Annotated in this window: 21 protein-coding genes; 6 read left to right on the plus strand and 15 right to left on the minus strand. The window is 70.1% G+C overall.

From position 1 onward, the window contains the following. Positions 1–32: 32 nt before the first annotated feature. Genes AC4FS2_RS14155 through AC4FS2_RS14175 form a run of 5 tightly spaced genes read right to left on the minus strand, consistent with a single transcriptional unit; the run spans position 33 to position 5,507 of the window. Positions 33–1,112, minus strand: coding sequence for an ABC transporter permease (locus tag AC4FS2_RS14155; RefSeq protein ID WP_491155943.1), 1,080 nt, complete (start codon positions 1,110–1,112; stop codon positions 33–35). Further along, positions 1,109–1,873, minus strand: a complete 765-nt coding sequence (locus tag AC4FS2_RS14160) for an ATP-binding cassette domain-containing protein (protein WP_491155941.1) — start codon at positions 1,871–1,873, stop codon at positions 1,109–1,111. Before AC4FS2_RS14160 ends, AC4FS2_RS14155 begins: the two co-directional genes overlap by 4 nt. A gap of 54 nt (positions 1,874–1,927) precedes the next feature. Beyond that, a complete protein-coding gene (locus tag AC4FS2_RS14165) occupies positions 1,928–3,361 on the minus strand; it encodes an FGGY-family carbohydrate kinase (protein WP_491155939.1) in 1,434 nt (477 codons plus the stop codon). Beyond that, positions 3,358–4,404: a class I mannose-6-phosphate isomerase gene (locus AC4FS2_RS14170; RefSeq protein ID WP_491155938.1), complete on the minus strand. Its 1,047-nt coding sequence runs from the start codon at positions 4,402–4,404 to the stop codon at positions 3,358–3,360. The genes AC4FS2_RS14165 and AC4FS2_RS14170 overlap by 4 nt, the downstream gene beginning before the upstream one ends. Then, positions 4,401–5,507 (minus strand): LacI family DNA-binding transcriptional regulator, encoded by a 1,107-nt coding sequence (locus AC4FS2_RS14175; RefSeq protein ID WP_491155936.1) that lies wholly within the window; start codon positions 5,505–5,507, stop codon positions 4,401–4,403. Before AC4FS2_RS14175 ends, AC4FS2_RS14170 begins: the two co-directional genes overlap by 4 nt. A gap of 87 nt (positions 5,508–5,594) precedes the next feature. Between AC4FS2_RS14175 and AC4FS2_RS14180 the strand changes: the two genes are divergently transcribed. Further along, positions 5,595–6,779, plus strand: a complete 1,185-nt coding sequence (locus AC4FS2_RS14180; RefSeq protein ID WP_491155934.1) for an HAD-IA family hydrolase — start codon at positions 5,595–5,597, stop codon at positions 6,777–6,779. Positions 6,780–7,185: 406 nt separating this feature from the next. On the opposite strand, the gene AC4FS2_RS14185 is transcribed toward AC4FS2_RS14180, so the two are convergent. Further along, on the minus strand, positions 7,186–7,914 hold the full coding sequence (locus AC4FS2_RS14185) for an SDR family oxidoreductase (protein ID WP_491155932.1): 729 nt from the start codon (positions 7,912–7,914) through the stop codon (positions 7,186–7,188). Positions 7,915–7,946: 32 nt separating this feature from the next. Between AC4FS2_RS14185 and AC4FS2_RS14190 the strand changes: the two genes are divergently transcribed. Next, a complete protein-coding gene (locus tag AC4FS2_RS14190; protein WP_491155930.1) occupies positions 7,947–9,413 on the plus strand; it encodes a mannitol dehydrogenase family protein in 1,467 nt (488 codons plus the stop codon). 189 nt (positions 9,414–9,602) lie between these two features. On the opposite strand, the gene AC4FS2_RS14195 is transcribed toward AC4FS2_RS14190, so the two are convergent. Beyond that, positions 9,603–10,610, minus strand: a complete 1,008-nt coding sequence (locus AC4FS2_RS14195; RefSeq protein WP_491155929.1) for an aldose 1-epimerase family protein — start codon at positions 10,608–10,610, stop codon at positions 9,603–9,605. A gap of 157 nt (positions 10,611–10,767) precedes the next feature. Here AC4FS2_RS14195 and AC4FS2_RS14200 point away from each other — a divergent pair, with 157 nt between their 5' ends. The 3 genes from AC4FS2_RS14200 (at position 10,768) to AC4FS2_RS14210 (ending at position 13,821) form a co-directional block, all read left to right on the plus strand. Next, positions 10,768–11,607, plus strand: coding sequence for a class I fructose-bisphosphate aldolase (locus AC4FS2_RS14200; protein ID WP_491155928.1), 840 nt, complete (start codon positions 10,768–10,770; stop codon positions 11,605–11,607). Beyond that, positions 11,604–12,761 carry a Gfo/Idh/MocA family protein gene (locus AC4FS2_RS14205; protein WP_491155927.1) on the plus strand — a complete coding sequence of 386 codons (1,158 nt, stop codon included), beginning with the start codon at positions 11,604–11,606 and terminating at the stop codon, positions 12,759–12,761. The genes AC4FS2_RS14200 and AC4FS2_RS14205 overlap by 4 nt, the downstream gene beginning before the upstream one ends. A gap of 61 nt (positions 12,762–12,822) precedes the next feature. Further along, the gene (locus tag AC4FS2_RS14210) at positions 12,823–13,821 is read left to right on the plus strand and encodes a LacI family DNA-binding transcriptional regulator (RefSeq protein ID WP_491155925.1); all 999 of its coding nucleotides are present in this window, start codon (positions 12,823–12,825) and stop codon (positions 13,819–13,821) included. A 127-nt stretch (positions 13,822–13,948) separates the two neighbouring features. Here the strand turns inward: AC4FS2_RS14210 and AC4FS2_RS14215 are convergent, their stop codons facing one another. Genes AC4FS2_RS14215 through AC4FS2_RS14225 form a run of 3 tightly spaced genes read right to left on the minus strand, consistent with a single transcriptional unit; the run spans position 13,949 to position 17,516 of the window. Continuing rightward, positions 13,949–14,794 carry a transglutaminase family protein gene (locus AC4FS2_RS14215; RefSeq protein ID WP_491155924.1) on the minus strand — a complete coding sequence of 282 codons (846 nt, stop codon included), beginning with the start codon at positions 14,792–14,794 and terminating at the stop codon, positions 13,949–13,951. Further along, positions 14,791–15,723: an alpha-E domain-containing protein gene (locus AC4FS2_RS14220; RefSeq protein WP_491155923.1), complete on the minus strand. Its 933-nt coding sequence runs from the start codon at positions 15,721–15,723 to the stop codon at positions 14,791–14,793. The genes AC4FS2_RS14215 and AC4FS2_RS14220 overlap by 4 nt, the downstream gene beginning before the upstream one ends. Beyond that, entirely contained in the window at positions 15,717–17,516 is a 1,800-nt protein-coding gene (locus AC4FS2_RS14225) for a circularly permuted type 2 ATP-grasp protein (RefSeq protein ID WP_491155922.1), read from the minus strand. The genes AC4FS2_RS14220 and AC4FS2_RS14225 overlap by 7 nt, the downstream gene beginning before the upstream one ends. Positions 17,517–17,713: 197 nt before the next feature. Between AC4FS2_RS14225 and AC4FS2_RS14230 the strand changes: the two genes are divergently transcribed. After that, a complete protein-coding gene (locus tag AC4FS2_RS14230; RefSeq protein ID WP_491155920.1) occupies positions 17,714–21,415 on the plus strand; it encodes a S8 family serine peptidase in 3,702 nt (1,233 codons plus the stop codon). A gap of 37 nt (positions 21,416–21,452) precedes the next feature. Here AC4FS2_RS14230 and AC4FS2_RS14235 read toward each other — a convergent pair whose 3' ends face one another. From AC4FS2_RS14235 to AC4FS2_RS14255, 5 genes are all read right to left on the minus strand, one after another. Beyond that, positions 21,453–22,556, minus strand: a complete 1,104-nt coding sequence (locus AC4FS2_RS14235) for a hypothetical protein (RefSeq protein WP_491155918.1) — start codon at positions 22,554–22,556, stop codon at positions 21,453–21,455. 56 nt (positions 22,557–22,612) lie between these two features. Continuing rightward, positions 22,613–23,830 (minus strand): ornithine--oxo-acid transaminase, encoded by a 1,218-nt coding sequence (rocD, locus tag AC4FS2_RS14240; protein WP_491155917.1) that lies wholly within the window; start codon positions 23,828–23,830, stop codon positions 22,613–22,615. Beyond that, positions 23,827–24,705 carry a dimethylargininase gene (gene ddaH, locus AC4FS2_RS14245; protein ID WP_491155915.1) on the minus strand — a complete coding sequence of 293 codons (879 nt, stop codon included), beginning with the start codon at positions 24,703–24,705 and terminating at the stop codon, positions 23,827–23,829. Before ddaH ends, rocD begins: the two co-directional genes overlap by 4 nt. A gap of 226 nt (positions 24,706–24,931) precedes the next feature. Then, positions 24,932–25,630 (minus strand): ABC transporter ATP-binding protein, encoded by a 699-nt coding sequence (locus AC4FS2_RS14250; RefSeq protein WP_491155913.1) that lies wholly within the window; start codon positions 25,628–25,630, stop codon positions 24,932–24,934. After that, complete coding sequence (locus AC4FS2_RS14255; protein WP_491155911.1) at positions 25,627–26,565, minus strand: ABC transporter ATP-binding protein; 939 nt, start codon at positions 26,563–26,565, stop codon at positions 25,627–25,629. Before AC4FS2_RS14255 ends, AC4FS2_RS14250 begins: the two co-directional genes overlap by 4 nt.

The raw sequence follows: 26,565 nt of genomic DNA on the forward strand, positions 1-26,565 counted from the left end.
TCTCTTGTGGTGGGTGGTGTCAGTCGCCGCGGTCACCCGCGTCGACCTCCGCTGACGAACTTGCGCCAGAGGCTTTGGGTGTTGCCCCGCATCGCTGCGGAGCGGCGGGCCTGGTCGATGTAGACCGCCGTGATGAGGACGGCGCCGACGGCGACCTGCTGCCAGAAGGGCTGCACGCCGGTGATGACGAATCCGTTCTGCAGCACGGCGGGGATGAACAGACCCACGACCGTGCCGAAGATCGTGCCGATGCCGCCGAACAGCGACGTGCCACCGATGACGACCGCGGCGATGACGTTCAGGTTGGTCTGCGACTGTCCTGCGATCGCCGTGGTGGAGAACTGCGAGAGCGACAGGATGCCCGCGAAGCCGGCGAGGCCGCCCGAGAGGGTGTAGATGGCGATGAGCTGGCGGTCGACCTTCACACCCACGCGCCGTGCCGCGATCTCGCTCGAGCCCACCGCGAAGGTGTGGAGGCCGAAGCGGGTGTAGTGCAGGATGATCGCGCCGATGATGATGAGCACGAGTGCGATGACGGAGATCGTGGGAATGGTGCCCAGGATGTTCCCGTAGCCGATCGAGGTCGTCAGGACCGTCGGCACCTGGCGGATGTCGACACCGCCGGTGAGGATCTGCGAGAAGCCCAGCGCCATCCCGAGGGATCCCAGCGTGACGATCAGCGGCGGGATCTTGCCCTTGGCGATGAGGAAGCCGTTGAACAGTCCCCACGCGACCCCCGAGGCGATCGCGACGAGGATGCCCACGATCGCGACGCCCCATCCCTGCCCGCCCATGGCACGCATGACCATGGCCGACACGACCCCGGAGAACACCAGGACCGAACCGACCGAGAGGTCGATGCCGGACGTGATGATGACGAAGGTCATCCCGATTCCCAGCACGGCCAGGATGGAGGCGTTCTGGATGATGAGGCGGAAGTTCGACCACTGCGCGAACGTGTCCGGCGCGAGGGCGCTGAAGATGGCGACGATCACCAGGAGCACCAGCAGAATCTGGAACGCCTGCGCCTTGAGGAGGTGCTTGAGGAAGCTCTCCTTCGGTTCGGCGGTGCCGATGGCCATGGTCTCCGTCGGCGGACTGGACGTGCTCATCGGTTCCCCTCCTTCGTGATCGCGCCGGTCATGAGACCGACGAGCTCCTCCATTGATGTGCTCTTGGCATCCAGGACCGCGGCGCGGGTGCCCAGTCGGAGCACCTGAATGCGGTCGGCGACCTCCATGACGTGCGGCATCGAGTGGCTGATGAGCACGACGGCGATGCCCTTGTCGCGGACACGACGGATGGTGTCGAGCACGTTCTGGGTCTGGCGCACGCCCAGCGCCGCGGTCGGCTCGTCGAGGAACACCAGGCGGTTGGCCCAGTGCACCGCGCGAGCGATCGCGATCGCCTGACGCTGCCCGCCCGACATCTCGCCGACGGGCGAGGTGAGCGAGCGGACGGTCGCCCCGAGATCGGCGAAGGCCGCGCGGGACTGATCGCGCATCTCTTTGGTCTTCATGAAGCCGAAGGCGCCGCCGATGCCCGACGCCGGCAGCTCGCGGCCCAGGTACATGTTCTGCACGGGGTCGAGGTGGGGGGCGAGGGCGAGGTCCTGGTACACCGTCTCGATCCCCAGCGCGCTGGCCTGGGAGGGGGAGGTGAGTTCGATCGGTTCGCCGTCGAACTTGATCGTGCCGCTGTCCACGGCGAGGTTGCCGGAGAGGGCCTTGACGAGGGTGGACTTTCCGGCGCCGTTGTCACCGATCAGTGCGGTGACTTCGCCGGGGTACACCTCGAAATCGGCCTCGTTGAGCGCGCGGACGTGTCCGAACTGGCGGGACAGTCCCCGTGCCTCGAGTACTGGGGTGGGCATCTCAGCTCCTTTCTCTGCGGTGGGTGATGTGCTGGTTGTTCACGATCGCTCCGTTCATTCGAGCCGCCCCGCCGGCCCGGCGGCGGAAGCGGAGTACGTGCGGGGGGAGTAGGCGGCGAGGAAGGATGCGGCGAACTCGGCGAAGTCGTCGGTCGCGCCGGATGCGGCGTAGGCCGCGAACAGGGCGGCGCCGTAGGCCGTCCCCTCGTCGTGCGTGGACAGGGAGACACCGGGGAGGACGAGCTCGCGGGCGCGGACGACGCTGGCCATCTTCGACCAGCCGCCGGTCAGGAGCGTCGCCGTGGGAGCCGGCACTTCACGGTCCATGACCTCCATGACCTCGGCGCACATGTCGTTGCCGTGGAGAAGTGCCGCGATGAACAGCTCCTCGGGCGAGAGCCCATCACTGTTGGCGACGACCTTCAGAACGCCGTCGTCGTTGCGTGCGCCGCTCACGGCCAGCCCCCCGTCGGAGAGTGCACCACGCACCGGCAGCGTCATGACTCGCGCGTCGAGGTCGCCGCGACCGCGCTCGTCGGTCACACCGAGCAGCTGCAGGACCCGCCTCATCAGCAGGCCCGACTTGGTGCCGGCCAGCAGCACGTATTTGCCGGGGAGAACGTGACGGACGGTGTTGATCCCGGCGACGGCCAGGCGTTCGCGGGCGTCGAAGGGGAGCGCGGCGTCGAGGACCCGCACGAGCGCCTCGGCGGTTCCCATCGAGTCGTAGAGCTCGTCGCTCGCCGTGGCCCCCGCAGCGACCGCCGAGACGAGGTGATCGTGCCCGGCGACGGTGAGTGCCGCCCCGGCGAAGGCCCGCGGCATCCGCTCGTCGGAGAGGACCCCGACCGGAGTTCCGGCGCCGACGCGTTCGGCGAGGACCTCCGGACCCACGCCGAGGACCTCCAGCGCGGCGTCCCACGGGCGGCTGTCGTCCTGGTCGATCATGCCGGTGCGGGAGACGAGCGAGTACTCGGCCACGCGTGGGCCACCGAGGGAGCGGACGACGTACTCGGGAACGTTGAGGAAGGTGCGGCCGCGCAGCGCGACCCCCGCGTCACGGAGGTACAGCAGCTTCGAAATGGTCGCGAGCGGCCCGACGGGCAGGCCGGTGCGGCCCAGGAATTCGGCGCGGAACTCCGGCGGCGTGTTCAGGATCTGCTCGCCGCCGCGGGGGTCGAACCACGCCATGATCGGCGCGGCCGGCACGTCGGCAGCATCCAGCAGCACGCCCGCTTCGGCCATGCCCGAGACCGCGAGCGCGGTGATCCGGTATGACCCTTCGGGCGACAGGGCCGCGTCCACCTCGGAGGCCAGGTCGTGCACGACTCCGAGCACCCGCTCGGCGGGCATCTCGGCCTGACCGTGGTCGAGGCTGATCCACGGCGAGCGGCGACTGACGACGAGAACCTCACGCCCGTCGGGAGTGGCGACGAGCATCTTGATGCTCGTCGACCCCACGTCGATGCCGACGACGTATTCGCTCACGGCAGTTCCCCTCGGGAGAGGGTGGCGGGCCAGCCCGCGCCGGGCCGGGACACCAGCACGACAGCGTCGCCCTCGATGTGCCATGCGCCGAACGCGTGCGGGACCGCGACGGCCTGACCGCGCTCCAGTGCCAGCGTCTCCGTGCCCGACACCAGGGCGCCGGAGCCGTCGGTGACGAGCACGACCGCGAACCCGGCATCCACCGGGTCGGATGCGGAGCCCGCGCCGGTGGCCACGGCCAGGCGGAAGTACGGGTCAGCCGCAGCGGGCAGCACGCTGCGGATGTCGCGCCCCGGGCGCGCGGCACCCGCGGTCGTGATGAGCGAGGCGAGCTCCTCGGCGCCGAGCGCGGCGGTGCTGACGGCGGGCATGACCGTGTCGAACCCCAGGTCGAGGTGCGATTCCTCGCGCGTGGAGGTCGTGACCGACCACTCCAGCAGGATCGAGAAGTCCGTGGGTTCCTGGACCTCGGCCACGAAGATGCCCCCGTCGATGGCGTGGGCCGTGCCGGCGGGCACGAGCACGCCCATGCCCTCCCGCACCTCGATGCGGTTGAGGTGATCCAGCATCCATTCGCTGTCCTGTGCGTCGCGGCGGCGGTCGAGCTCGTCGCGGTCGACGGCTTCCTTCCATCCGACGTACACGGCGCAGCCCGGCTCGGTGTCGAGCACGTACCACGCCTCCGTCTTGCCGTACGGGCAGTCCAGGTGCGCGGCGGCGAAGCCCCGCTGCGGGTGAACATGGACGGGGAGACGCTGGCGCGCGTCGAGGAGCTTCACGAGGATGCCGACGTCGGAGGCGTTGCGACCGGCGCCCTGGCCGATCCATGCCGCGGGGTCCGCGGCGACGAGATCGCGCAGGTAGTCACCGTCGGAGGTGATGGCGAGACCGATCTCGGCGTCGCCGAAACGGGTCACCGTGGAACCGAGCCACTCCTCGGGCTGACGATCCGTCTCGGGGACGATTCCCCGGAGGGCGGCGATGCGGTCACCGCCGAGATAGAAGTGCTGCACGGGGTTCGGCGGGAGGAGGACGGGCTTCATGATTCGGCTCCGGAGAGGGTTGCGGCAAGCGGGATGCGCGGCGGGAGTTCGCCGGATCCCCGCAGGACGAGCGAGGTGGGCAGGACGATCTGCTGCGGCTCGGACGACGGGTCGTCGATGAGCTCGAGCAGCCGCTGGAAAGCGGCCGTGGCGATCGGACGGGGGGTGTGGTCGACGACGGTGATGGCAGGGGTGAACAGGTCGGCCAGCTCGAAATCGCCGAAGGAGATGATGGCCAGCCCTTCGATGCCGGCCGCGCGGATCGCGTCGATGGTCGCGATGGACGCGCGCGAGGTGGCGCACAACACGGCGGTCGGGGCATCCGGTCGCGCCAGCAACGTGGCGGAGGCCGAAGCCATCGCGGCGCGGGTGCGGGCGTGGTGAACGACGAGCGACTCGTCCACGGGGATCCCGGCCTCGGCCAGCGCTGCGCGGAACCCCTGCATCCGCGCGGTGTTCGTCGGATACTCGGGATCTTCGCCGATGAAACCGATGCGGCGGTGTCCGTTCGCCACGAGCTGCCGGGTCGCATCGCGCGCGGCGCCGAAGTCATCGACGAGCACCGAGTCGATGCCGTCACGGGCGCGGTCGACGCTGACGATGGGGAACCGCCGGCGGAGCAGCTGCAGCTCGTCGGCCGTCACGCCCACCGGCGCGATGATGAGCCCGCGCAACTGATGCCCGGCGAGGCGTTGCAGCTGTTCGCGCTCGCGGTCGGCATCGAAGCCGGTGCTCGCGAACAGCAGGCTCATCCCCCGCTCGATGGCGAGTTCTTCCAGCACGCTCACCAGGTCGGCGAAGAACGGGTCGGCGATTGCGTCGATGACGACGCCGATGGCATCCTGGCCCCCCGTTTTGAGGGAGCGCGCGGTGGTGTTCGGGAAGAAGCCGAGTTCGCGGATGGCGGTGAGAACGCGCTCGCGCGTGGCCTCACGAACGCCCGGCTCGTCGTTGACGACGCGCGAGACCGTCTTGATGCTGACCTTCGCGCGGTCGGCCACGTCGGTGATGCGGGCTCGGGGGTGGGCGACCGCACGAACGGCGTTCGTCGCTGTCCCCGCCATCTCGTCCTGCGCCATGTCCTTCTCCGACATCGTTGTCATTTCGGGTCCCCGCCCACTCCGGCATCCACCCGTCGATATAGTGGGCCTCGCACGACAACGTTGTCAAGTCCCATGGAAAGTGACCGGATGATTTTCCTCGCTGTGACCGGCGCCGCCGGTGCGGGCAAGTCCACGCTCGGGCGGGCGCTCGCCCGTTCCCTCAGCCTTCCCCTGCTCGACCTGGACAGCCTGACGAACGCCCTCCTCGAGGACGTGGTGAGCCCCCGTCTCGGGGACGCGCACTGGAACGACCCCGCCCTCCGGTCATCCGTGCGCCCCGCGCGCTACCGCGCACTGCGCGACGCCGTGGCCGATCAGCGCAGCGTCGGACTCGGCGCCGTCGTCGTGGCGCCGTTCACGGAGGAGCTGTCCGGCGGCGAGGCGTGGACCGCTCTCGTCGAGGCGTGCGGGCAGGAACCGACCGTCGTGTGGATGACGGGAACCCCCGAGACCCTCGCGGCCCGGCGAGCGACGCGCAGCGCCGACCGGGATGCGCACGCGATGGCGGCACCGCCGCATCCGCCGACGGTCCCGCACGTCCGGATCGACGCTGCGCTGTCGACCGCGCAGCAGGTCACGCGCGTCCTCCGGGCCCTCGGCATCCACCGCGAGATTCCCGCGGACGCGCCACTGTGGTCGCGGCACTTCGATGCCGCCCTGTTCGACCTCGACGGGACGCTCATCGACTCCACCCCGGCGGTGCTGCGGTCGTGGACCATGCTCGCGGCCGAGTACGACATCGACCTCGACCTGCTGGCTTCCGGCCACGGCCAGCCCGCGGCGGCACTGATCGCACGGATGTTCCCCGCTGACCGGGCAGCCGAGGCCCTCGCCCGCATCTCCGCGATCGAGACCGCGGAGGTTTCGGACGTGGTTCCGATTCCGGGATCTGCGGAGTTCTTCGCCTCCGCGCCGCGGCGGGCGATCGTGACGAGCGGCACTCGCCCGATCGCCGACAGCCGTCTCCGGGCGGCAGGGCTGCCTCGCCCGGAGGTCGTGGTGACCTTCGATGACGTGACCCGCGGCAAGCCGCATCCCGAGCCCTTCCTCGTCGCCGCAGAACGCCTGGGCGTCGATCCGCGGAGCTGTGTCGTGTTCGAGGATGCACCCGCCGGCATTGCCGCCGCGCGCGCGGCTGGCTGCGCGGTGGTCGCGATCACCGGCACGCACGACGCCGAAGAGCTCACCGCTGCCGACGTCATCGTCGACCGCCTCGACCAGCTGGAGGTAGTCGCGGACGCGGGCGGCTTCCGCCTGCGCGTCCGCGCCTGACCCGGCCGCGCGCGGTGCGGGGGCCTCGGGCCGTACGGGCGGTACGGGAGGAGATGGCGCATCGGGAGGAGGAAAACCGGCATCTAGGCCCTCCGAAACGCACATTTCCTCCCGAGGCGCACACCCCCGCCGCACCCCACCCCACCCACCCCACCCACCCGGGCAGTACGGGAGGAGATGGCGCTTCGGGAGGATGACATCCGGCATCCAAGCCCTCCGAAACGCACATCTCCTCCCGAGGCGCTCGGGGTCCGCCGCATCCACCTCGCCCACCCGGGCCGTACGGGAGGAGATGGCGCTTCGGGAGGCTGAAATCCGGCATCCAAGCCCTCCGAAACGCACATCTCCTCCCGAGACGCTCACCCCACCGCGCGGCAGGGGCCCCTTTGCAGCGGTAAGCGGGCGGTCAGCGGGCGGTGTAGCCGCCGTCGATCGGCAGCGAGACAGCGGTGATCATCGCGGCCTCGTCGCTGAGGAGGAACGCGATGGGTCCCGCGATGTCATCCTCAGTCGCCCAGCGACCCAGCGGCATCTGCTCCAGGAAGGGGCCCTGGATGTCGTCGCGACCCCAGTACCACGCCGACATCGGCGTCATCACGACCGTCGGGTTGACGCTGTTGACGCGGATGCCGTAGCGCCCGAGTTCCAGCGCCGACACTCGGGTGATGTTGTCCAGGGCCGCCTTGGACGAGCCGTACGAAATGTGGCCCGTGAGGGCCACGAGGCTCGCTTGACTGGAGACGTTGACGATCGCGCCGCCCTTGCCCAGACGGATCATCTCGCGGGCGGCGTACTTGATGACCAGCAGCGAACCGCGGGCATTGACCGATATCACCTTGTCGAAGACCGCGATGTCGGTGTCCTGGGGCGTGGCGATCTCGCCGCCGAAGCCGGCGCAGTTCACGACACCCCACAGGTCCCGTCCTTCCAGAGCCTCGCGGACCGAGTCCTCCGACTCGAGGTCGAACGCCAGCGGTCGGGCGGCGGTCTCCTCGACGATCGCCGCGAGCGATTCCTCCGTGCGACCGGCGGCGATGACATCCGCCCCTCGAGCAACCAGATGACGGACCGTGGCGCCGCCGATACCTCCTGCCGCACCCGTCACCAGGACGGTACGACCCTCGAAGTCTCGCATTTCTTGTGTTCCCCCTCGTTAGACTCTCGGCCGTGACCGATTTGAAAAGCTCGACGCTGAGTTCCGTCAACGACAACGTTGTCATCCCACCGTACGATCGAGACGCGACTCTATCCGGGATTGTGCACTTCGGTCTAGGCGGGTTCAGCAGGGCGCACATGGCGATGTACCTCGACCGCGCCCTGAGCGAAGGGGGATCCCCGGAATGGGCGCTGTGCGGAGTCGGGTTGATGCCCGGCGACGCGCGGATGCGTGACGTCATGGCCGCGCAGGACCGGCTCTACACACTCGTCACTCGCGCCCCGGACGGAGCAACGACGGCGCGCATCATCGGGTCGGTCGCGGAGCACCTCTACGCGCCGGATGATCGCGAGGCGGTGATCGAAAAGCTCGCCTCCCCCGCCGTGCGGATCGTGTCGCTCACGGTGACCGAAGCCGGGTACGGGGTCGACGACGCGACAGGACTCTTCGATCTCGACCGGGCCGGCGCACGCGCCGACACCGTCCCCGGCACGCTGCCGACCACCGTCTGGGGATTCCTCGCCGCCGGACTCGCCCGACGCCGGGAACGGGGCATCCCGGCCTTCACGGTGCTCTCGTGCGACAACATCCAGGGCAACGGCGCCGTGGCCCGCGAGGCCCTGGTCTCCTTCGCGCGGGCAATGGATGCGGAACTGGCGGAGTGGATCGCCGCGGAAGTCGCGTTCCCCAACTCGATGGTCGACCGCATCACCCCGGCCACCACGCCCGACGACATTGCGACCGTCGCCGAACTGACCGGCCTGCGCGACGGGTGGCCCGTGGGCGCCGAGGAGTTCGCGCAGTGGGTCATCGAGGATCGGTTCCCGGCCGGACGCCCCGCCCTGGAGGCCGTCGGCGCACAGTTCGTCAGCGACGTGGCGCCCTACGAGAAGATGAAGCTGCGGCTGCTCAACGCGTCGCATCAGGCCATGTCGTACCTCGGTCTCCTCGAGGGCTTCACGTATGTCCACGACGTCGTCGATGACCCCGACTTCGCCGCCTTCCTCGCCGGCTACATGCGCGAGGAGGCGGCGCCGACGCTGGATGCGGTGCCGGGAATCGACGTTGTGGCGTACCAGGCGCAGCTGCTCGAGCGATTCTCCAACCGGGCGATCGCAGACACCCTCGCTCGGCAGATCGTCGACGGGTCGGACCGCATCCCCAAGTTCCTCGTGCCCGTCATCCAGGACCGCCTTGCAGCGGACGGCGAGCTGGCACGGTGCGCCCTCGTGCTCGCTGCCTGGCAGGCATGTCTGGCGCGGGGTGCCCGCCATCCGCAGGAGCGACTCATCACCTCGGACGCGCGGCTCGAGCTGCTCGAGGCAGCTGCAGCGGCCGACGACGAACAGCCCGGGGCGTTCCTCACCCTCGTGCCGACGCTCGGAGTCGACGATCCTCGCCTTCGCGCCGCCTACCTCGCGGCGCGCTCGCTCCTCGCGGAGCGCGGGCCGCGCGGTGCCGTGCGCACCTTGGCCTGACCCCGGGCGGGGCTCATCCGACTCGGACACTTCGTCTCGCTGCGCTCGCTCAGTGTCCGGGAGCGTCCGGGTCTCCGTTCCGGACCCTGAGCGAGGAGCGTAGCGACGAGACGAAGGGTCGAGGTCGCGCGGGGACACTTCGTCTCGCTGCGCTCGCTCAGTGTCCGGGAGCGTCGGGCTCTCCGTTTTCTAGGACAGCGAGCCGGTCGCCTCGATCTCCACGCCCAACGCGATCGATGCCCCGGGGGCGAGGGGGCGGAGCAGCCCCTGCTCCCGTGCCGCGCTTCGGCCGAGGATCGTCGGCACGAGGGCGGGCTCGATACCGAGAACGAACGTCCCCGGTTCCGCGACGCGCCACTGGAACAGGCCCGGCAGCTGGGCGGTATCGAAGCGCACGGCCACCGAAAGCCCGCGCGGATTCACGACCTCGACCGCGACCGGCTGACCCGGAGGCAACTCATGCGCGAAGACCTGCTCGGGGTACGGCAGATGCGGAGCGGGGAGGGTGTCCCACGTGTCGGCTCCGGCGGCCGCATCCGCGTCGCGCGGCAGCACGGCCGTCGCGGGGCTGCGGAGGCGCGTGCCCTCGTCGATCAAAGGCCATCCGAAGTTGAGGTGGTACAGCACCATCGGCTCGACCGGATGGGCGCCACGGTTGCGGACGACGTCGTGAACCCGGATGCTCCGTCCTCCGACCGGCACGGAGATCCGTCGGCGCAGCTCGAGGTCGGCGCCGAACACCGCCGCCTCACGGATCACGCCCTCCACGACCACCTCGTCCTCGGTCGCTTCGGCCCGGACGATGGCCGCCGACAGGGACGTGAACCGCCCGTGCATCGGATGCTCCGCGCCCTCGTCCTGCGCGGCCGGCCCGACGTTGAGGAGGCCGCAGGTGGTCAAGAGCCCGCCGCCGAACGCCCGCATCCATCCGCGGCCATCGGCGTCGTGCACGCCGGCGCGCGGGAATCCGGTCGGCGAGATCCACGCGAGCGGGACGCCTCCCACGCGCACCTGGCCGAGGTCGAGGCCTCGGTCGGGCAGGAGCTCGACGTCGACGTCGCCCGCGACCATCCGGATGCGCCGCATGCCCGCCGACGGTCCGTCCGTGATGATCGACGCTTCGACCGATGCGGTCTGCAGAAGCGACCCGCGACGCTCTTGGGCCTCCCCGATGGGCCTTCCGTACAGCTCGGACACGATGCCATCCCTCCGTCGATGCGCCACGGTAGCAGCCCGGGCACCTGCCTGGGGGCGCGCGCGTCCTCGTATTGACAACGTTGTCTCACGCTGCTCATACTGTGAGGGCCGCCGCATCGGAGCGGCCCCGCATCCAGCTCCCGGAGAACGACCTCCCATGACGAAGCACCGGCTCAACCGCCTCTTCCACCCGCGATCCGGTCGCGCCCTCGACGTCGCCGTCGATCACGGCGCGTTTCACGAGCACGCGTTCCTCTCCGGCATCGAAGACATGGCGGCCACCATCGCCACCCTCGTCGACGCCGGCCCCGACGCGATCCAGCTGACCCTCGGGCAGGCTCCGCTGCTGCAGTCGGTGCCGGGCAAGCAGAAGCCCGGTCTCGTGCTGCGCACCGACATCGCGAACGTCTACAACAGCCCGCTCGAGTCGCCGCTGCACAGCATCCACGTTCCCGACGCGATCGAGGTCGCGGTGCGACTGGATGCGGTGGCGGTGTGCGTGAACCTTCTCGACCTTCCCGGGCACCCTGAGGTGCGCGAGCAGTGCATCCGCTCGATCCTCGCTCTCCGCACCGACGCGGAGCGCTACGGGATGCCGCTGATGATCGAGCCGCTCGTGATGCAGACCAACTCCGGCCAGGGCGGGTACATGGTCGACGGTGACACCCGGAAGATCGTCACGCTCGTCCGCCAGGCTCGCGAACTCGGGGCCGACCTCATCAAGGCCGACCCCACCGATGACATCGAGGACTACCACCTCGTCGTGCAGGCCGCCGCCGACACCCCCGTTCTCGTGCGCGGCGGCGGGCGCGTCGATGACCGCACGCTCCTCGAGCGCACCAAAGCCGTCCTCGCGCAGGGGGCCCGCGGCATCGTCTACGGCCGCAACGTCATCCAGCATCCGCATCCGGCCGGCATCACCGCGGCGCTCATGGCCGTCGTGCACGACGACGCCTCGGTCGACGACGCCCTCGCCCTCATCGGAGGTCAGCGATGACCGAATCACGGCGCGTGAACGTCGGCATCATCGGCGGCGGCCTGATGGGACGCGAGATCGCGGCGGCCCTCCGGCGCTGGCCCGCCCTCCTCGACCATCCCGCCGACCCGCAGCTCGTCGCGGTGTGCGACATCAACCCCGCCGCGATGGAGTGGTTCGACCGCATCGAGACCGTGCGCCTCAAAGTCACCGACTATCGCGAACTGCTCGCCGATCCCGGCATCGACGTGGTCTACATCGCCGTGCGGCACGACCTGCACGAGCAGCTGTACGTCGACACCATCCGCTCCGGCAAGGCCCTCCTGGCTGAGAAGCCGTTCGGAATCGACGGGGCGGCGGCGGATGCGGTGGTCCGCGCCATCGACGAAACCCCCGGGTCGTTCGTCCGCGTCTCCAGCGAGATGCCGTTCTTCCCGGGCGCCCAGGCCGCCGTCGACTACATCCGCAGCGGGGCGCTCGGTCGGGTCATCGAGGCGAAATGCACCTTCCTGCACTCCAGCGACCTCGATCCGGCGAAGCCGCTGAACTGGAAGCGGCAGAAGCAGTTCTGCGGCGAGGCCGGTGTCATGAACGATCTCGGCATGCACACCTGGCATGTTCCCCTGCGGCTCGGGTGGGTGCCCGAGCGGGTGGTCGCACTGCTTCAGGACATCGTGACCGAACGCGCCGGACCCGATGGCGACCTCCTCCCCTGCGACACGTGGGACAACGCGGTCATCCACAGCTGGACCACCCACGAGGGCGCGCCGTTCGTGCTGACGACCGAGACCAAGCGCATCGCTCCCGGCGAGAAGAACACCTGGGAGTTCGAGGCCGTCGGCATGGATGGCGGCGTGCGGTTCAGCACGAAGAATCCCAAGTCGGTCGAGGTCTTCGCCGTCGTGGACGTGCCCGGGGTCGGTCGCGAGCAGAGCTGGCAGCGCATCGACTCGGGGAGCCAGTCGGTGTGGCCGACGGTCACCGGCGCGAACTTCGAGTCGGGATTCTCGGACGCCATCCTGCAGATGTGGGCCGCGTTCCTCGCCGAGTACACCGGTGACCTCGGCGACCGGTTCGGCACCGTCCGGCCGGAGGAGGCCGCCCTCACCCACCGCATCTTCGCCGCGGCGATCGCGTCGCGCGACGAAAGCGCCCTGGTCGCGGTGGCACGCTGATCTGCGCCGTGGGCGGCTCGGCTCCGTAGGATCGATCCGAAACGTCGCGGGAGGGAACTCGATGCGCAAGAGCGGTCGCCCCACCATGGTGGACGTCGCCGCCGATGCCGGAGTGAGCCTCAAGACCGTTTCTCGGGTCATCAACGCCCAGCCCAACGTCGACGCGGCGCTCATCGACCGGGTGAACGCATCCATCGCCCGACTCGGTTTCCACCGCAACGCCCTGGCGGCGAGCCTGCGGTCGGGCAGCCGGGACACCATCGGCTTTCTCGCCGCGGACCTGTCGAACACGTTCTATATGACCATCGCCGCCGCGGTGTCGGCGATCGCGGTCGGTCGGCGGATGCAGGTCATCATGGCCTCGAGCGAAGAGGATGCGGCCGCCGAGCGCACCCTCGCGCTCGACCTGTGTCACCGACGTGTGGGCGGTCTGCTTCTCGTCCCGGCGGGCGATGATCAGTCCTACCTGTCCGGCGAGATGGCGACGACGCCCGTGGTCTTCCTCGACCGCCCCGGCGGCGGGCTCGACGCCGACGCGGTGCTCATCGACAACCGCGGCGGTGCGCGGGATGCCGTGGCCGAGCTGCTGCGCGACGGCCATGAGCGCGTCGCGATGCTGTTCGACTCCCCCTCGATCTTCACCATGGCCGAGCGCCGGCAGGGCGCCCTCGACGCATTCGCCGATTCCGGACGCACGCCGGATCCTGCCTTGGTGATGACGGGCTTGCACACCCCTGCGGACGCACGGGAGGCCATGGAGCGCCTGCTGGGAGCGGAGCATCCGCCGACCGCCGTCTTCTGCGCGAACAACCGCTCCACGATCGGGGCGCTGGAGGCGATCCTCCCCCGCAACGCCGAGGTGGCCGTGACCGGGTTCGACGACTTCGAGCTGGCCGGGGTGCTGCCCCGCCGCATCCGCATCGTCGACTACGACATCGAGCGCCTCGGCACGGTCGCGGCCGAGACGCTCTTCGCCCGCATCGACGGCTCGGCCGGCGCCGAACCGTCACGCTTCTTGCTGCCGACCCGCCTCATCACGCGCGGCGGCTACGCGCGCTGACCCGGTGCGCCGCCCCGTGCCACGGCGAGAAACGACGATCCGGGCGAGACGCCCCGCGACGCGGGGTTTCTCGTGCGGGATGTGGTTTCTCGCGGCGAGCGAGCTCGCGGCGGAGAGGCGAGCGGCGCTAGGCCTCGCGGGTGATCGTCACCTTCACGCGCAGCTGGCTCTTGAACGGGCCGGCGTAGACGCCACGCAGCGGCGGCACGTCGTTGTAGTCGCGACCTCGCCCGACCAGCACGTGCCGGTCACCGATCTCGATGTTGTTCGTGGGATCGAACCCCTGCCAGTCGCCGGCGAACCACTCCACCCACGCGTGCGACTCGCCAGTCACCGAAACGCCGACCTCGGCGTTCGGGCGCGGATGCAGATACCCCGACACGTAGCGGGCCGGGATCCCGACCTCCCGAAGCGCGCCGAGAGTGATGTGCGCGAGGTCCTGGCAGACGCCCTTGCGCGCCTCCCACGCCTCCGACGCCGTGGAGTGCACACCGGTCACGCCGTGCATGTACTCCACCGCATCGCCGATCGCCTCGGCGATCGCGTGCGCCGCGCGCCCGGGGTGGTCGTGCTGCGCCGCGATCGACCGGGCGATCTCGGCGACCTCGGGATGCGGCCGCGTGCGCCGCGTCTGGACCAGCTGCTCGACCGTTCCGATCGACCGCCCCGCCTCGGCGGCGAGCGCGTCCCAGGTGAGGTCGACGTGGGAGATCGGGCGCGGACGGACCTCGACCAGCGAGCGGGCCGCGATCGCCAGAGCCGAGTGCGGCGACAGCACATCGAAGGCGCTCACCCGCGTGCCGAAGTAGTCGACGTACGAGTTCACGCTCGTGGACGGCTCGATGTCGAGGGCCGAACTCAGCACGAACTGGCTGTCGGTGGAGACCGGCAGCATCCGCGCCTCGTTGTACGACGCCGAGACGTCGCCCTGGTACGCGAACCCCGTGGAGTGTTCGATCCGGAGCCGCTTCATGAGATCTCCCCGATCCAGCTGGGTTCGGCCTGGGCCGGGAAGAACCGCGAGCGGATGGCTTCGGATGCTTCGCGCGTGACCTTCTGCACACGCTGCATGTGCAGCGGCAGCTCACCGAGGATGTCGCTGATGGGGCGGTACTCGAGATCGTTGCGGATCTGTCCGAGCGCCCGCAGCACGGTGTTCGAGTGACCGACCCGATCGGCCCGCGGGTCGATGGCGCTCATGCACTCCTCGGCGCGTTGGATCGAGTAGATGATCGAGCGCGGAAAGAGGCGATCCAACAGCAGAAACTCCGCGGCGTTGCGGGCGCTGGGCATGCCGCGGTACGTGCGCAGATACGCCTCGTACGCGCCGCACGACCGCAGGATCGTCGTCCAGGACGGGCCGGACGCCTGGGTCAGGGAGCGGGTGGCCAGGAGCCGCGCGGTCATGTCGGCACGCTCGATGCTGCGGCCCAGGGTGAAGAACTGCCACGCTTCATCGCGGCTCGTCGAGGAGTCCACGATGCCGACCGCCAGGGCGGAGCGCTCGCGGACCCAGCCGAAGAACTCGTGCACCTTGTCGGTCTGCAGGCGCCGCGGCATCCGCGAGTTCGTCGTGTTCAGTGTTTCCCACAGCTCGCTGGAGACGATCTCGCGGGCACGGCGAGCGTTCTCGCGCGCCGCGGTGAGCGCGTACGCGATGCTCGCGGGGTTCATCCGGTCCACCGCGAGGCGCTGCAGCACATCACCGCGGCGCACCTTGTCGTCGCCCTCCGGGACGACCGACCCCATCACGCTCAGCAGCGATCGGCACGCGGTGTCCTCGTCGATCCAGGGGTCCTCGAGCAGGAGCTGAAGGTGGATGTCGAGAATCCGCGCTGTGCCGTCGCTGCGCTCGATGTAGCGCCCGATCCAGAACAAACTCTCGGCGATGCGGCTCAGCATGCGCCGTCCTTCCCGGTCGGCCGAGTCATGTCCCGCAGTCGCAGGTAATCCGGGCCGGAATCCTGCACGACTGAGACATCATCTTCGCGCTGCTGTTGCTGCTGCTCGTGCTGAGGGCCGTGCTCCTGCGGGCGGTCCTCCTGTTGCTGTTGCTGCTGCTGCTCGGTGCCCGTGCGGGGACGGTCCTGCGGTGAGTGCGTCACCTCGGGCTGACCGTCGTAGATGATCGGAATGGATGCCGTCACCGTGGCCGCCTGGTCCGCGACGAGCCCGGCGAGGCCATGCCCCTGCCCGTACTCGACGTGCGTGGGCGCCGAACCACCGACGATCCATGTGTCCTTCGACCCGCCGCCCTGGCTCGAGTTGACCACGAGCTGACCCTCGGGAAGAGCCACCCGGGTGAGGCCCCCGGGAAGAACCCACACGTCGTCACCGTCGTTGACCGCGAAGGGCCGCAGGTCGGCGTGGCGCGGCCGCATCCCGTCCTCCACGAGCGTCGGGATGGTGGAGAGCATCACGACGGGCTGTGCGATCCACCCGCGCGGATCGGCGATCAGGCGCTGCCGGAGCTTGTCCAGCTCCGACGGGGATGCATCGGGTCCGACGACGAGCCCCTTGCCGCCCGACCCGTCGACGGGTTTGACGACGAGTTCGTCCAGGCGGTCGAGCACCTCTTCGAGTGCCCCCGGATCCTCCAGGCGCCAGGTGTCGACGTTCCGCAGGATCGGCTCCTCGGCGAGGTAGTACTGGATGAGCTCGGGCACGTAGGTGTAGAGGAGCTTGTCGTCGGCGACGCCGTTGCCGACCGCGTTGGCGATCGTGACGTTGCCCAGACGCGCGGCGAGCATGAGCCCCGGCGCTCCGAGCATCGAGTCGGCGCGGAACTGCAGGGGGTCGAGGAAGTCATCGTCGACACGGCGGTAGATGACATCCACCCGCCTGGGTCCGTGGGTCGTGCGCATGAAGACCTTGCCGCCCATGCACAGCAGGTCGCGCCCTTCGACCAGCTCGACGCCCATGAGGCGGGCGAGCAGGGTGTGCTCGAAGTACGCGGAGTTGTACACCCCCGGGGTGAGCACGACGACATTCGGGTCGTCGATGCCGCCGGGGGCGGAGGCGCGGAGGGCGGCGAGAAGCTTGTTCGGGTAGTCGCCGACGGGCCGCACGCGGAGCGACGTGAACAGCTCCGGCAGCGTCTGCGCCATGACACGGCGGTTGGAGATGACGTAGCTGACGCCGCTCGGCACGCGGACGTTGTCCTCGAGCACCCGCATCTCGCCGTGCTCGTCCCGGATGAGGTCGATGCCGGCGACTTGGATGCGGACGCCGTTGGCGCTGTGGATGCCGGCGGCCTGCCGGTAGAAGTACTGCGACGAGGCGATGAGCTGCGCGGGGAGGATGCCGTCGCGGACCGCGTGCTGGTTTCCGTACGCGTCGTCGAGGAACGCCTCCAGGGCCCGAACGCGTTGCTTGACCCCCGCCTCGACGCGCGACCACTCGTCGTAGTCGATGATGCGCGGCACCGCGTCGAGCGGGAACGGTCGTTCTTCGCCGGCGAAGTCGAAGGTGACACCCTGCGCGAGGTAGGAGCTCGCCAGTGACTCGGTGCGCCCGCGCAGCTCGTCCTGCGTCATCTGGGCCAGTGCCTGGTAGAGCTCGCGATACGCGTCGCGGGATTCCGCGTGAGCCCCCGGATGCGCCGGATCACCGAACATCTCGTCGAAGGGCGGGATCCCGGACGGGGTCTTGCGTGGCGCCAACGTGGCGCCGTAGCCGTCGAACAGGTCACCCATGTCATGAGCCTATCCGGGGCCGTGTTGCCGAAATGTTTCCGACCCAGGGGCTTGCGCGTCGCCCTCTCGCCGCCCAGGGCTCGCGGAGATGGCGCACGTGCGTCACGGCGCATATGCGGCACCGCCATCGGGTTCACCTCGATGAGACGCGGCCACACTGGAGGCACCATCCCCCTGGCCGCTCAGTTCGGAGACGCATGTCCACGCGCCGCACTCGCACCCTCTGGCGAGGTTCCCTCGCCGCAGCCCTGTCGACCACGCTCATCGTGACGGGAACGACCGCCTCCCTGGGCGCCGCATCCCCGCCTCCCCCATCGCCCGATCTCGCCGCACCGGCGGCTGCGGGCGGGGAGCAGCGGGTGACGCTCATCACCGGTGACGTCGTGACCGTGGGCGACGCCGGTGGCGGTCGCAAGACGGTCTCGGTCGCCCCCGCCGAGGGGCGCGAGAGCGTGACCTTCCAGACCACCGAGGTCGACGGAAAGTTCCTCGTCATCCCGAGCGACGTCGTGCCGTACCTGGGCGAATCCATCCTCGACCGTCGCCTGTTCGACGTCACCTCCCTCATCGAAGACGGCTACGCCGAGCGTGATGCGCTTCCCCTCATCGCGACCTACGCCGACCCCGAGGCCGTCCGCACCCAGTCCTTCCCGGAGGCGACGGCCACCCGCCTGCTCCCCTCGATCGACGGCACGGCCCTCGAGACGCGAACCGATTCCCTCGCCGAGCTCTGGCGGGCGCTGACGCCCGGCGAAACCGGCGTGGCCGACACGTCGGGCGGCGCCGCCCTCGGCAACGGCATGTCGGGTCTGTGGCTCGACGGGCTCGTGCGCCCGACGCTGGAGCAGAGCGTGGGCCAGATCGGCGCACCCGACGGCTGGGCGGCCGGCTACACCGGCGACGGCGTCAAGGTCGCGGTGTTGGACACGGGTGTGGATGCCACGCACCCCGATCTCGCCAACCGGGTCGCGGCGGCGGAGGACTTCTCCGAGAGCGCGACGGGAACCAGCGACCTCTTCGGCCACGGCACTCACGTGGCCTCGACGATCGCAGGGTCGGGGGCGGGCAGCGAAGGCCGCGAGCGCGGCGTCGCCTACGACGCCGACCTCCTCATCGCGAAGGTCTTGGCCGACGACGGGTTCGGTCAGTTCTCCTGGGTGATCGCCGGCATGGAGTGGGCAGCGGCCGAAGGCGCCGACATCGTGAACATGAGTCTGGGTAGCGGACCGACCGACGGCACCGACCCGCTGAGCGTCGCGCTCGACCGCCTCGCGGCCGAGACCGGCACGCTGTTCGTCGTCGCTGCCGGGAACGAAGGCGGTGTCGAGACCGTCGGTGCCCCCGGTACCGCGGCCCGTGCACTCACAGTCGCCGCCGTGGACGCCGAGGGCGCGATGGCCGACTTCTCCAGCCGTGGACCACGCTATGGAGACGGAGCCCTCAAGCCCGACATCTCGGCGCCGGGAGTGGACATCGTCGCCGCCCGAGCGGCGGGCACCGACATGGGCGACGCGGTGAACGACCTCTACACAGCGGCCTCCGGCACCTCGATGGCGACCCCGCACGTCGCCGGGGCAGCAGCGCTTCTGGCCCAACAGCGGCCCGAACTGACCGGCGCCGAGCTGAAGGAACTGCTGATGAGCTCGGCCACGTCCGCTCCCGACGCGTCGGTGTGGGAGCAGGGCGCGGGCGAGGTCGACGTGACCCGCGCCATCGGCCAGCAGGTGCGTGCCAGCGGGTCGGTCGACTTCGCGCACGTGAGCGAGGATGCACCCGTCACCCGGACGATCACCTACCGCAATGACTCGGCCGACGCCGTCCGGCTGACGCTCGCACTGGATGTGCGCAACGCGGATGATCGCAGCGTGACGTCGGACGCGTTCACGGCGCCTGAGAGTGTCGATATCCCCGCCAAGGGGTCGGCGGACGTCACGGTGACCCTCGACTCGGGTCTCCTGCCCCACGCCAACTGGTCGGGCGCCCTGACAGCCGCCTCGGCCGACGGCGAAGTCAGCGTGCAGACCGCCGTAGGCGCGATCCGCACCGGGCCGAAGCACCGCGTGACGGTCACCGCCGTCGGTTTCGAGGGTGAGCCGGTGACCACTCCCGTCGACTTCTTCGGCGAGCGACTGGGGACCGATGTGTTCGATTGGGTGGGCGAGAACGAGGGGCCACGGCAGATCTTCCTCGAGGAGGGCTCCTACCTCCTCAGCGGTCTCATCACTAACGGAGGCGGACAGCACGCGCGCACGGCGGCGATCGTCGATCCCAACGTGGAGGTCACCGGCGACATGTCGATCGTGCTCGACGCTCGGAAGACGCGTGAGGTGACCGTGCGCACCCCGCAGCTCGCCCAGCAGCAGACGGTGCACAGCTTCTACGCCTACCGGAAATTCGCGAGTGGTCGCGCCGTCAGCGCAGGAGTCCGCGAGTTCGGCGAGACCGGCGTGTGGGTCACCCCCACGAAGGAGGTCACCGACGGTGCGTTCGAATTCTCCTCACGCCGGCAGATGGTGCGCCCCTCCGCCGTCCTCGAGACCCGCGGTTTCGGCGGGGTCCCCGTGACGAACCTGATCGCGACGTCTCCCCAGTGGGATCGTCCGCGGACGCTGGGGCTCGTGGCCCCGGGACCCGACTTCGCCGGCGTACGCGGGCGAATCGCCGTCGTCGAGGCAACCGACGCCAGCGAGCAGGGCGACCTGGTCGCCCGGGCGGCCGCGGCGGGTGCGGCAGCGGTCATCCTCGTCTTCCCCGAGGAATTCTCCATCCGCGACGTCTTCGACCCGAGTGCCGAACGAGATCCCATCCCGGGGATGGTGACGAACGCCCGCGACGGCGAGAAGCTCCTCGCGCTCGCTCGAAAGCGCGGCGCGACGGCGAAGCTCGAGGTCAGTCGGTCGAGCCCCTACCTCTACGACATCCAGCACTCCGTCTCGGGCAGCATCCCGGACGGGATCGAGATCGAGGTGACGAAGGCGAACACTCACCGCGTCCGCACCACCTACTCCGACACCGGCGGCTTCCCGTGGACGGATGAGCAGCGATTCAGCTGGCGGCCGTGGCAGGAGTATGCGCTGAACGACACGTCGCGGATCGTGGCGACACCCTCGACGCGGGAGGAGTGGGTCACGGCGGATGACTCGCTGTGGCAGCACAGAGTCCTCGCATCGCGCTTCGACCTCAACTGGGGGGCTCTGCAGGGCGGGGTGGCGGGGCTGCCCCGGACCTACGAACCCGGACGCTCGGAAGAGACCTGGTACGGCACCGTGATGCGCTCAGCCGGCGTGGCGGGCGTGCCCTCCGCGCGCACCGACGATGTGATGTCGCTGCGGATCCCGGAGTACGTGGATGCGGAGGGCCACTTCTCGATCGGCGAGACATCGAGCACGGCGGCGCGGCTCTACCGCGACGGCGCCCTGATCGCCGAGACGAACTCGGGGGTGGCGGACGTGGCGGTGACGGGCGGGTCGGCGCAGTACCGGCTGGAGCTGTCCGTCCGGCGGGATACCCCCGAGTGGCGCTGGTCGCCCGCGGTCGACACGGCGTGGACGTTCCGCTCCGACCGCCCGGCGGACGGGAAGACGGCGGAACTGCCGCTCATCCATGCGGCGTACGAGCCTCCGGTCGACGACACCGGAACAGCATCCCGGCGCTCGCACACGCTGCCCATCCGCATCACGGATGCAGCCGGCGCGACGGTCCGCGACGCGAAGGTCGAGGTGTGGCTGTCTTCCGACGCCGGGGCGACGTGGAAGCCCGCGCACGTGCGCGGCCACAAGGGCGAGCTGAAGGTGGAGGTGCCGCGCGGAGACACGCCCGTGTCCGTTCGGGTGGTCGCGTCCGCCGGTAAGGATCGCCAGGTCGAGCAGACCGTCGTCGACGCCTACGGGCGAGGCTGACTGCGCAGAGGCTGACGCACGGAGGGGCTGGCTCGGATCAGAGCCAGCCCCTCCGGGCCGCCTGATACGCCAGCGCCGGCCGGCTGTCCACGCCCGCGATCGCCATGAGCCGCAGAAGGCGGCGCTGCACCGTGCGGCGGCTGATGTCGAGCAGCGTGCTGAGCGACTTGTCGGGCATGCCGGCGACGAGAAGCGAAAGCAGAGCCCGATCCTCCTCGGTCACTTCCGCACCCCCCGCATGGCCGTCGTCGCGCCCACCGGCCAGCCGGAGCGGCGTGGCCCCCTCCCACACACTGTCGAAGAGGGCCAGAAGTGCGTCGAGGAGCTGACCGGGACCGATCACCGCGGCCGTCGGTTCGGCCACGCCGCGCTCGGCGTCCGGAAGCAGCGGGCAGAGGGCCGTGGTGCGGTCCACGATCGCCAGCCGCACGGGCAGCGACGCGACCACCCGGCTCTCCTCCCCCCACCCGATCGCTTCGGCGACACCGTCCATCTCCCCCGGCATCTCGAGCAGTGCCCGTTCGTACACGGCTCGATAGCGCACGCCGCGCTCCAGGGCCGCTCTCTCCTCACCGTTCTCGGTTCCGGCCATCGCCAGCGGGTTGGCCCGGCAGAACCAGAGGATCTCCTGGCGCGCGGACGACTGCAACGCGCGCAAGGTCTCCCGGAGCGGCTGGGCACCCGTGACCACCTCGACGACGAAGCGCGGATCGCGACGCCGGTTCGCGGTCCGGTAGGTCTCGCTCAACGAAGCGACCAGAAGGCGCGAGGCATCCAATTCCTGCTGCCGCCGGGCGAGAGGCGCGGCGAACGCGACATCGGGCGACATCGCCTCCACCGCCCCGGCGACCGCCCCGTGGTCGCTCACGAGCCCCCTCCGGCGCAGTCGCTCCAGCAGCCGCCGCGCGTCCGGCAGCGGCACGCGCATCGCCTCGGCCACCCGTGCCGCGTCGGCCGTGCCCGACCCGAGGATCACCCGGTAGGCCGCCTCCTCGTCGTCGTCGAGAAGACCGCCGGCCTGCACGGGGCCACGGTCACCCGCATGCGGCGCCGAGCGCCACGTCTCCGTGTGCGCGAGAGCGCCCCAAGGGGTTCCATCCGAGGTCAGAGCTGCGCCATGGCCGTCGAACGGTTCACCCATGCAGCGAGCGTAATCGCCCGCTCATTGCGGAGATGTTTCCGTACACAGGCTCGGCGTCAGGCGGCCAGGACGTGCCTCAGCTGTTCGACGGCCCAGTCCAATTCGGTCGCGCGGATGACGAGGGGTGGGGCGACGCGGATCGTCTGCCCGTGCGTGTCCTTGACGAGAACGCCCCGCGCGAGGAGCCGCTCGGCGATCTCACGGCCGGAGCCCACCGCCGGGTCGATGTCGACGCCGGCCCACAGGCCGGCGATCCGCACGGCCGTGACCCCGTGCCCGACCACCTCGGCCAGCTTGCCCTCGAGGTGCTCCCCCAGCGCCGCAGCGCGGGTCTGGAACTCGCCCGACGACAGCATCTCGACGACCCGCAGGCCGACGGCGGCCGCCAGCGGATTGCCTCCGAAGGTCGAGCCGTGCTCGCCCGGGCGGATGACGCCCAGCACGTCGCGGTCGGCCACGACGGCGGACAACGGCAGGATGCCGCCCCCCAACGCCTTGCCGAGGAGATAGACGTCGGGCACGACCCCTTCGCGATCGCACGCGAAGGTCGTGCCCACCCGGCCGAGGCCCGACTGGATCTCGTCGGCGATGAACAGCACGTTGTTCTTCGTCGTCATCTCCCGCACCGCACGGAGGTAGCCCTCCGGCGGAATGATGACGCCGCCCTCGCCCTGGATCGGCTCGATCAGCACCGCGGCGGTGTTCTCGTCGATCGCCGCTGCGATCGCCGCCGCATCCCCGTAGGGAACCCGGATGAAGCCGGGCGCATACGGACCGAAATCGTCCCGGGCGGTGGGGTCGTCGCTGAAGCCGACGATGGTGGTGGTGCGGCCGTGGAAGTTCCCGTCGGCCACGACGATGGTCGCCGCATCCGGGGCGATGCCCTTCACGCGGTACCCCCAGGCGCGTGCCACCTTGATGCCGGTCTCGACCGCCTCGGCGCCGGTGTTCATGGGCAGGACGAGCTCTTTGCCGCAGAGCTCGGCGAGAGCTGCCGCGAAAGGCCCGAGCTGGTCGTTGTGGTAGGCGCGGCTCGTGAGGGTCAGGCGCGTGAGCTGCTCCTGCGCGGCGGCGATGAGCGCGGGATGCCCGTGGCCGAAGTTGAGCGCGGAGTAGGCCGACAGGAGGTCCAGGTAGCGCTTGCCCTCGACATCGGTCACCCAGGCACCGTCGCCGCGAGCGATGACGACGGGCAGCGGCGAATAGTTCGAGGCGAGGTGCTCCCGCTCGGCGCCGATGATGCGCACCGTCCCGGTGTCGAGGGAGGTGCTCATCGAGCCCCTCCCCGCAGTTCCAGGGTGCAGCACTTGATGCCACCACCACCGAGGAGCAGTTCCGAGAGGTCGAGGAGGATCGGGGTGTAGCCGCGTTCGCGGAGCTGCGCCTCGAATCCGGCGGCGCGGGGGGAGATGATGACGTTGCGGCCGTCGCTGGCCGAGTTGAGGCCGAAGACGGCACCGTCGGCGTCGGAGACCTGGATGGCGTCGGGGTAGCGCTCGCGCAGGATCGCCTGGCTGCGGTCGTCGAACGCGTTGGGGAGATACGCGATGTTCGCGCGCTCCACGCCGCCGGCGCCCTGGACCGGGTCCAGCACGGCGATGGCGGTGTCGAGGTGGTAGAACCGCGGGTCGGTCAGCGTGAGGGAGACGACCTCGCGGCCGAAGACCTCGCCCACCTCGCGGTGGCTGTCGCCGGTCGAGCGGAAGCCGGTGCCGGCGAGGATGGTGTCACCCACGAGGAGGAAGTCGCCCTCGCCCTCGTTCACCTCGACCGGGTCGACGACATCGAACCCGTTCTGCCCGAACCACTCCATGAACGCGGGGCCTTCGGGAACCCGCTCGGCGAAGCGGAACTTCGGCCCGTACGCGATGCCGTCGATGACGAATCCGCCGTTGGCGGTGTAGACCATGTCCGGCAGTCCGTCGATCGGGTCGATCAGCTCGACCTCGTGACCGAGCTCGAGGTACGTGTCATACAGCGTCTGCCACTGCGCGACCGCGCGAGCGGTGTCGGTGGGCCGGGTCGGCTCCATCCACGGGTTGATGCTGTAGCTGACCGTGAAGTGCTCGGGGCGGCACATCAGGTAGCGCCGGTACTGCTGGACGCGCTCGGTGCGGAGGGTAGGGGCGATCGATTCGTGCGTGGACATACGGCTCCTCGTAGAAGATCGGCGGACGCTGTCCACTGGCCCGGCGGAGCTCTTCGAAGCCGGCGATCCGGGCACGCCGCGACCATTGTGCCACGCCGCATCCCGGAAAGACGAGAGCCGGCTGCCCCCGCGAGAAATGGCATTCCGGATGAGAAAGGATGCGCCGCGTCGTGTCTCATCCGGATCGTCGTTTCTCGCCAGCAGGAGCGGGCGATGGCGGGGGCGCTCACTCCGGGAGACGCACCCGCCCGTCGTGCAGTTCGAGGACGCGATCGGCTCGCTGGACCAGCAGAGGATCGTGGGTCGTGACGATGGCGGCGATGCCGCGGCTGTGCACGAGCTCGCCGATGAGGTCCATCACGGTCGCGGCGGTGCGCGAGTCCAACTGTCCGGTGGGCTCGTCGGCCAGCAGCACCCGTGGCCGCACGGCGAGCGCGCGGGCGATCCCGACGCGCTGCTGCTGGCCGCCCGAGAGCTCATCGGGGCGTTGGGCGGCGTGGTCGGCCAGGCCCACCAGACGCAGCGCCTCGGCGACCCGCTCGTCGCGCTCGGCCGGCGGCGTGCGCGCGATCCGCAACGCCAGCTCCACGTTCTCGGCTGCCGAGAGGATGGGGATGAGCCCGAAGGCCTGGAACACGATCCCGAGGTTCTCCCGCCGGAGCCCGGCGACCTCGTCCTCTCCCAGCCCGGTGAGCTCGGTGTCGCCGATCCACACCCGACCCGACGTGGGGGTTTCCAAGCCCGCGAGCATGTTCAGGAGCGTGGTCTTTCCCGCACCCGAAGCCCCGCGCACCACGACGAGTTCACTGGCGGCGACCTCGATGTCGATGTCGACGCAGGCGTGCACGTCGCCGGCCGGGGTGGAGAACGTGCGGCTCAGGCGCTCACCGCGAAGGGCGACGGTGCGAGTGGATGCGGTGGTCATCTCTCCTCCTCGGACGGGGACGCGGCGCGGTCGCGGTTCTGCCCCGGCCAGACGCCGACATGGTCGGTCTCGAGAGCCAGACGCACCCGGTCGCGGAGATCCAGCGCGGCGACGAACTCGTCAGGCAGTTGCAGCCGGCCCACCCGGTCGAGCACGGCGTACTCCTCGGCGACATGGTGCTCCGCACCGTGCTCGTCGCGACGGGTGGAACGGAGTACTTCGGTGGAGGTGCGCCCGTCGCGGATCTGCACGGTGCGGGCGACATGTTCGGACACGCCGGGGTCGTGGGTCACGATGAGCGTGGTGACGCCCAGCTCCCGGTTCACCGCCCGCATCGCCTCGAGCACGTGGGCGCTCGTGGTCTCGTCCAGCTCACCGGTCGGCTCGTCCGCCAGCAGCACCCGGGGCCGGTTGGCGATGCCCACCGCGATCGCCACCCGCTGCTGCTGACCTCCGGACATCTCCGCGGGCAGGCGTTCAGCGCAATCCGACACCTCCAGGAGGTCGAGGAGTTCGCGCACTCGGGCACGGCGGGCGGATCCGCGCACCTCACCCGGGATGGCAAGTGCCGCCGCGACGTTCTCCGCCGCGGTGAAGTACGGCACGAGGTTGCGTGAGGTCTGCTGCCACACGAAACCGACGCTCTTCCGCCGGAAAGCCACCCGCTCCTTCTCGCCCATGGTGAGGAGGTCGTGCCCCGCCACCCAGGCGACGCCGGCGGTGGGCTGGTCGAGACTCGACAGGATCGACAGGAGGGTCGACTTGCCCGAACCGGAGGCGCCGACGACGGCCACCAGCTCACCGGGGTCGACGCGGAGATTCAGACCCTGCAGCGCCTGCACCTCGACGCCCGGCCCCGTGCTCGCGCGCACCTGGAAGATCCGCACGAGATCGACGCACAGGATGTCAGCATCCGGGACGGCACGTACAGCCAT

It is taken from the genome of Microbacterium sp. Z10_103, assembly GCF_058310455.1.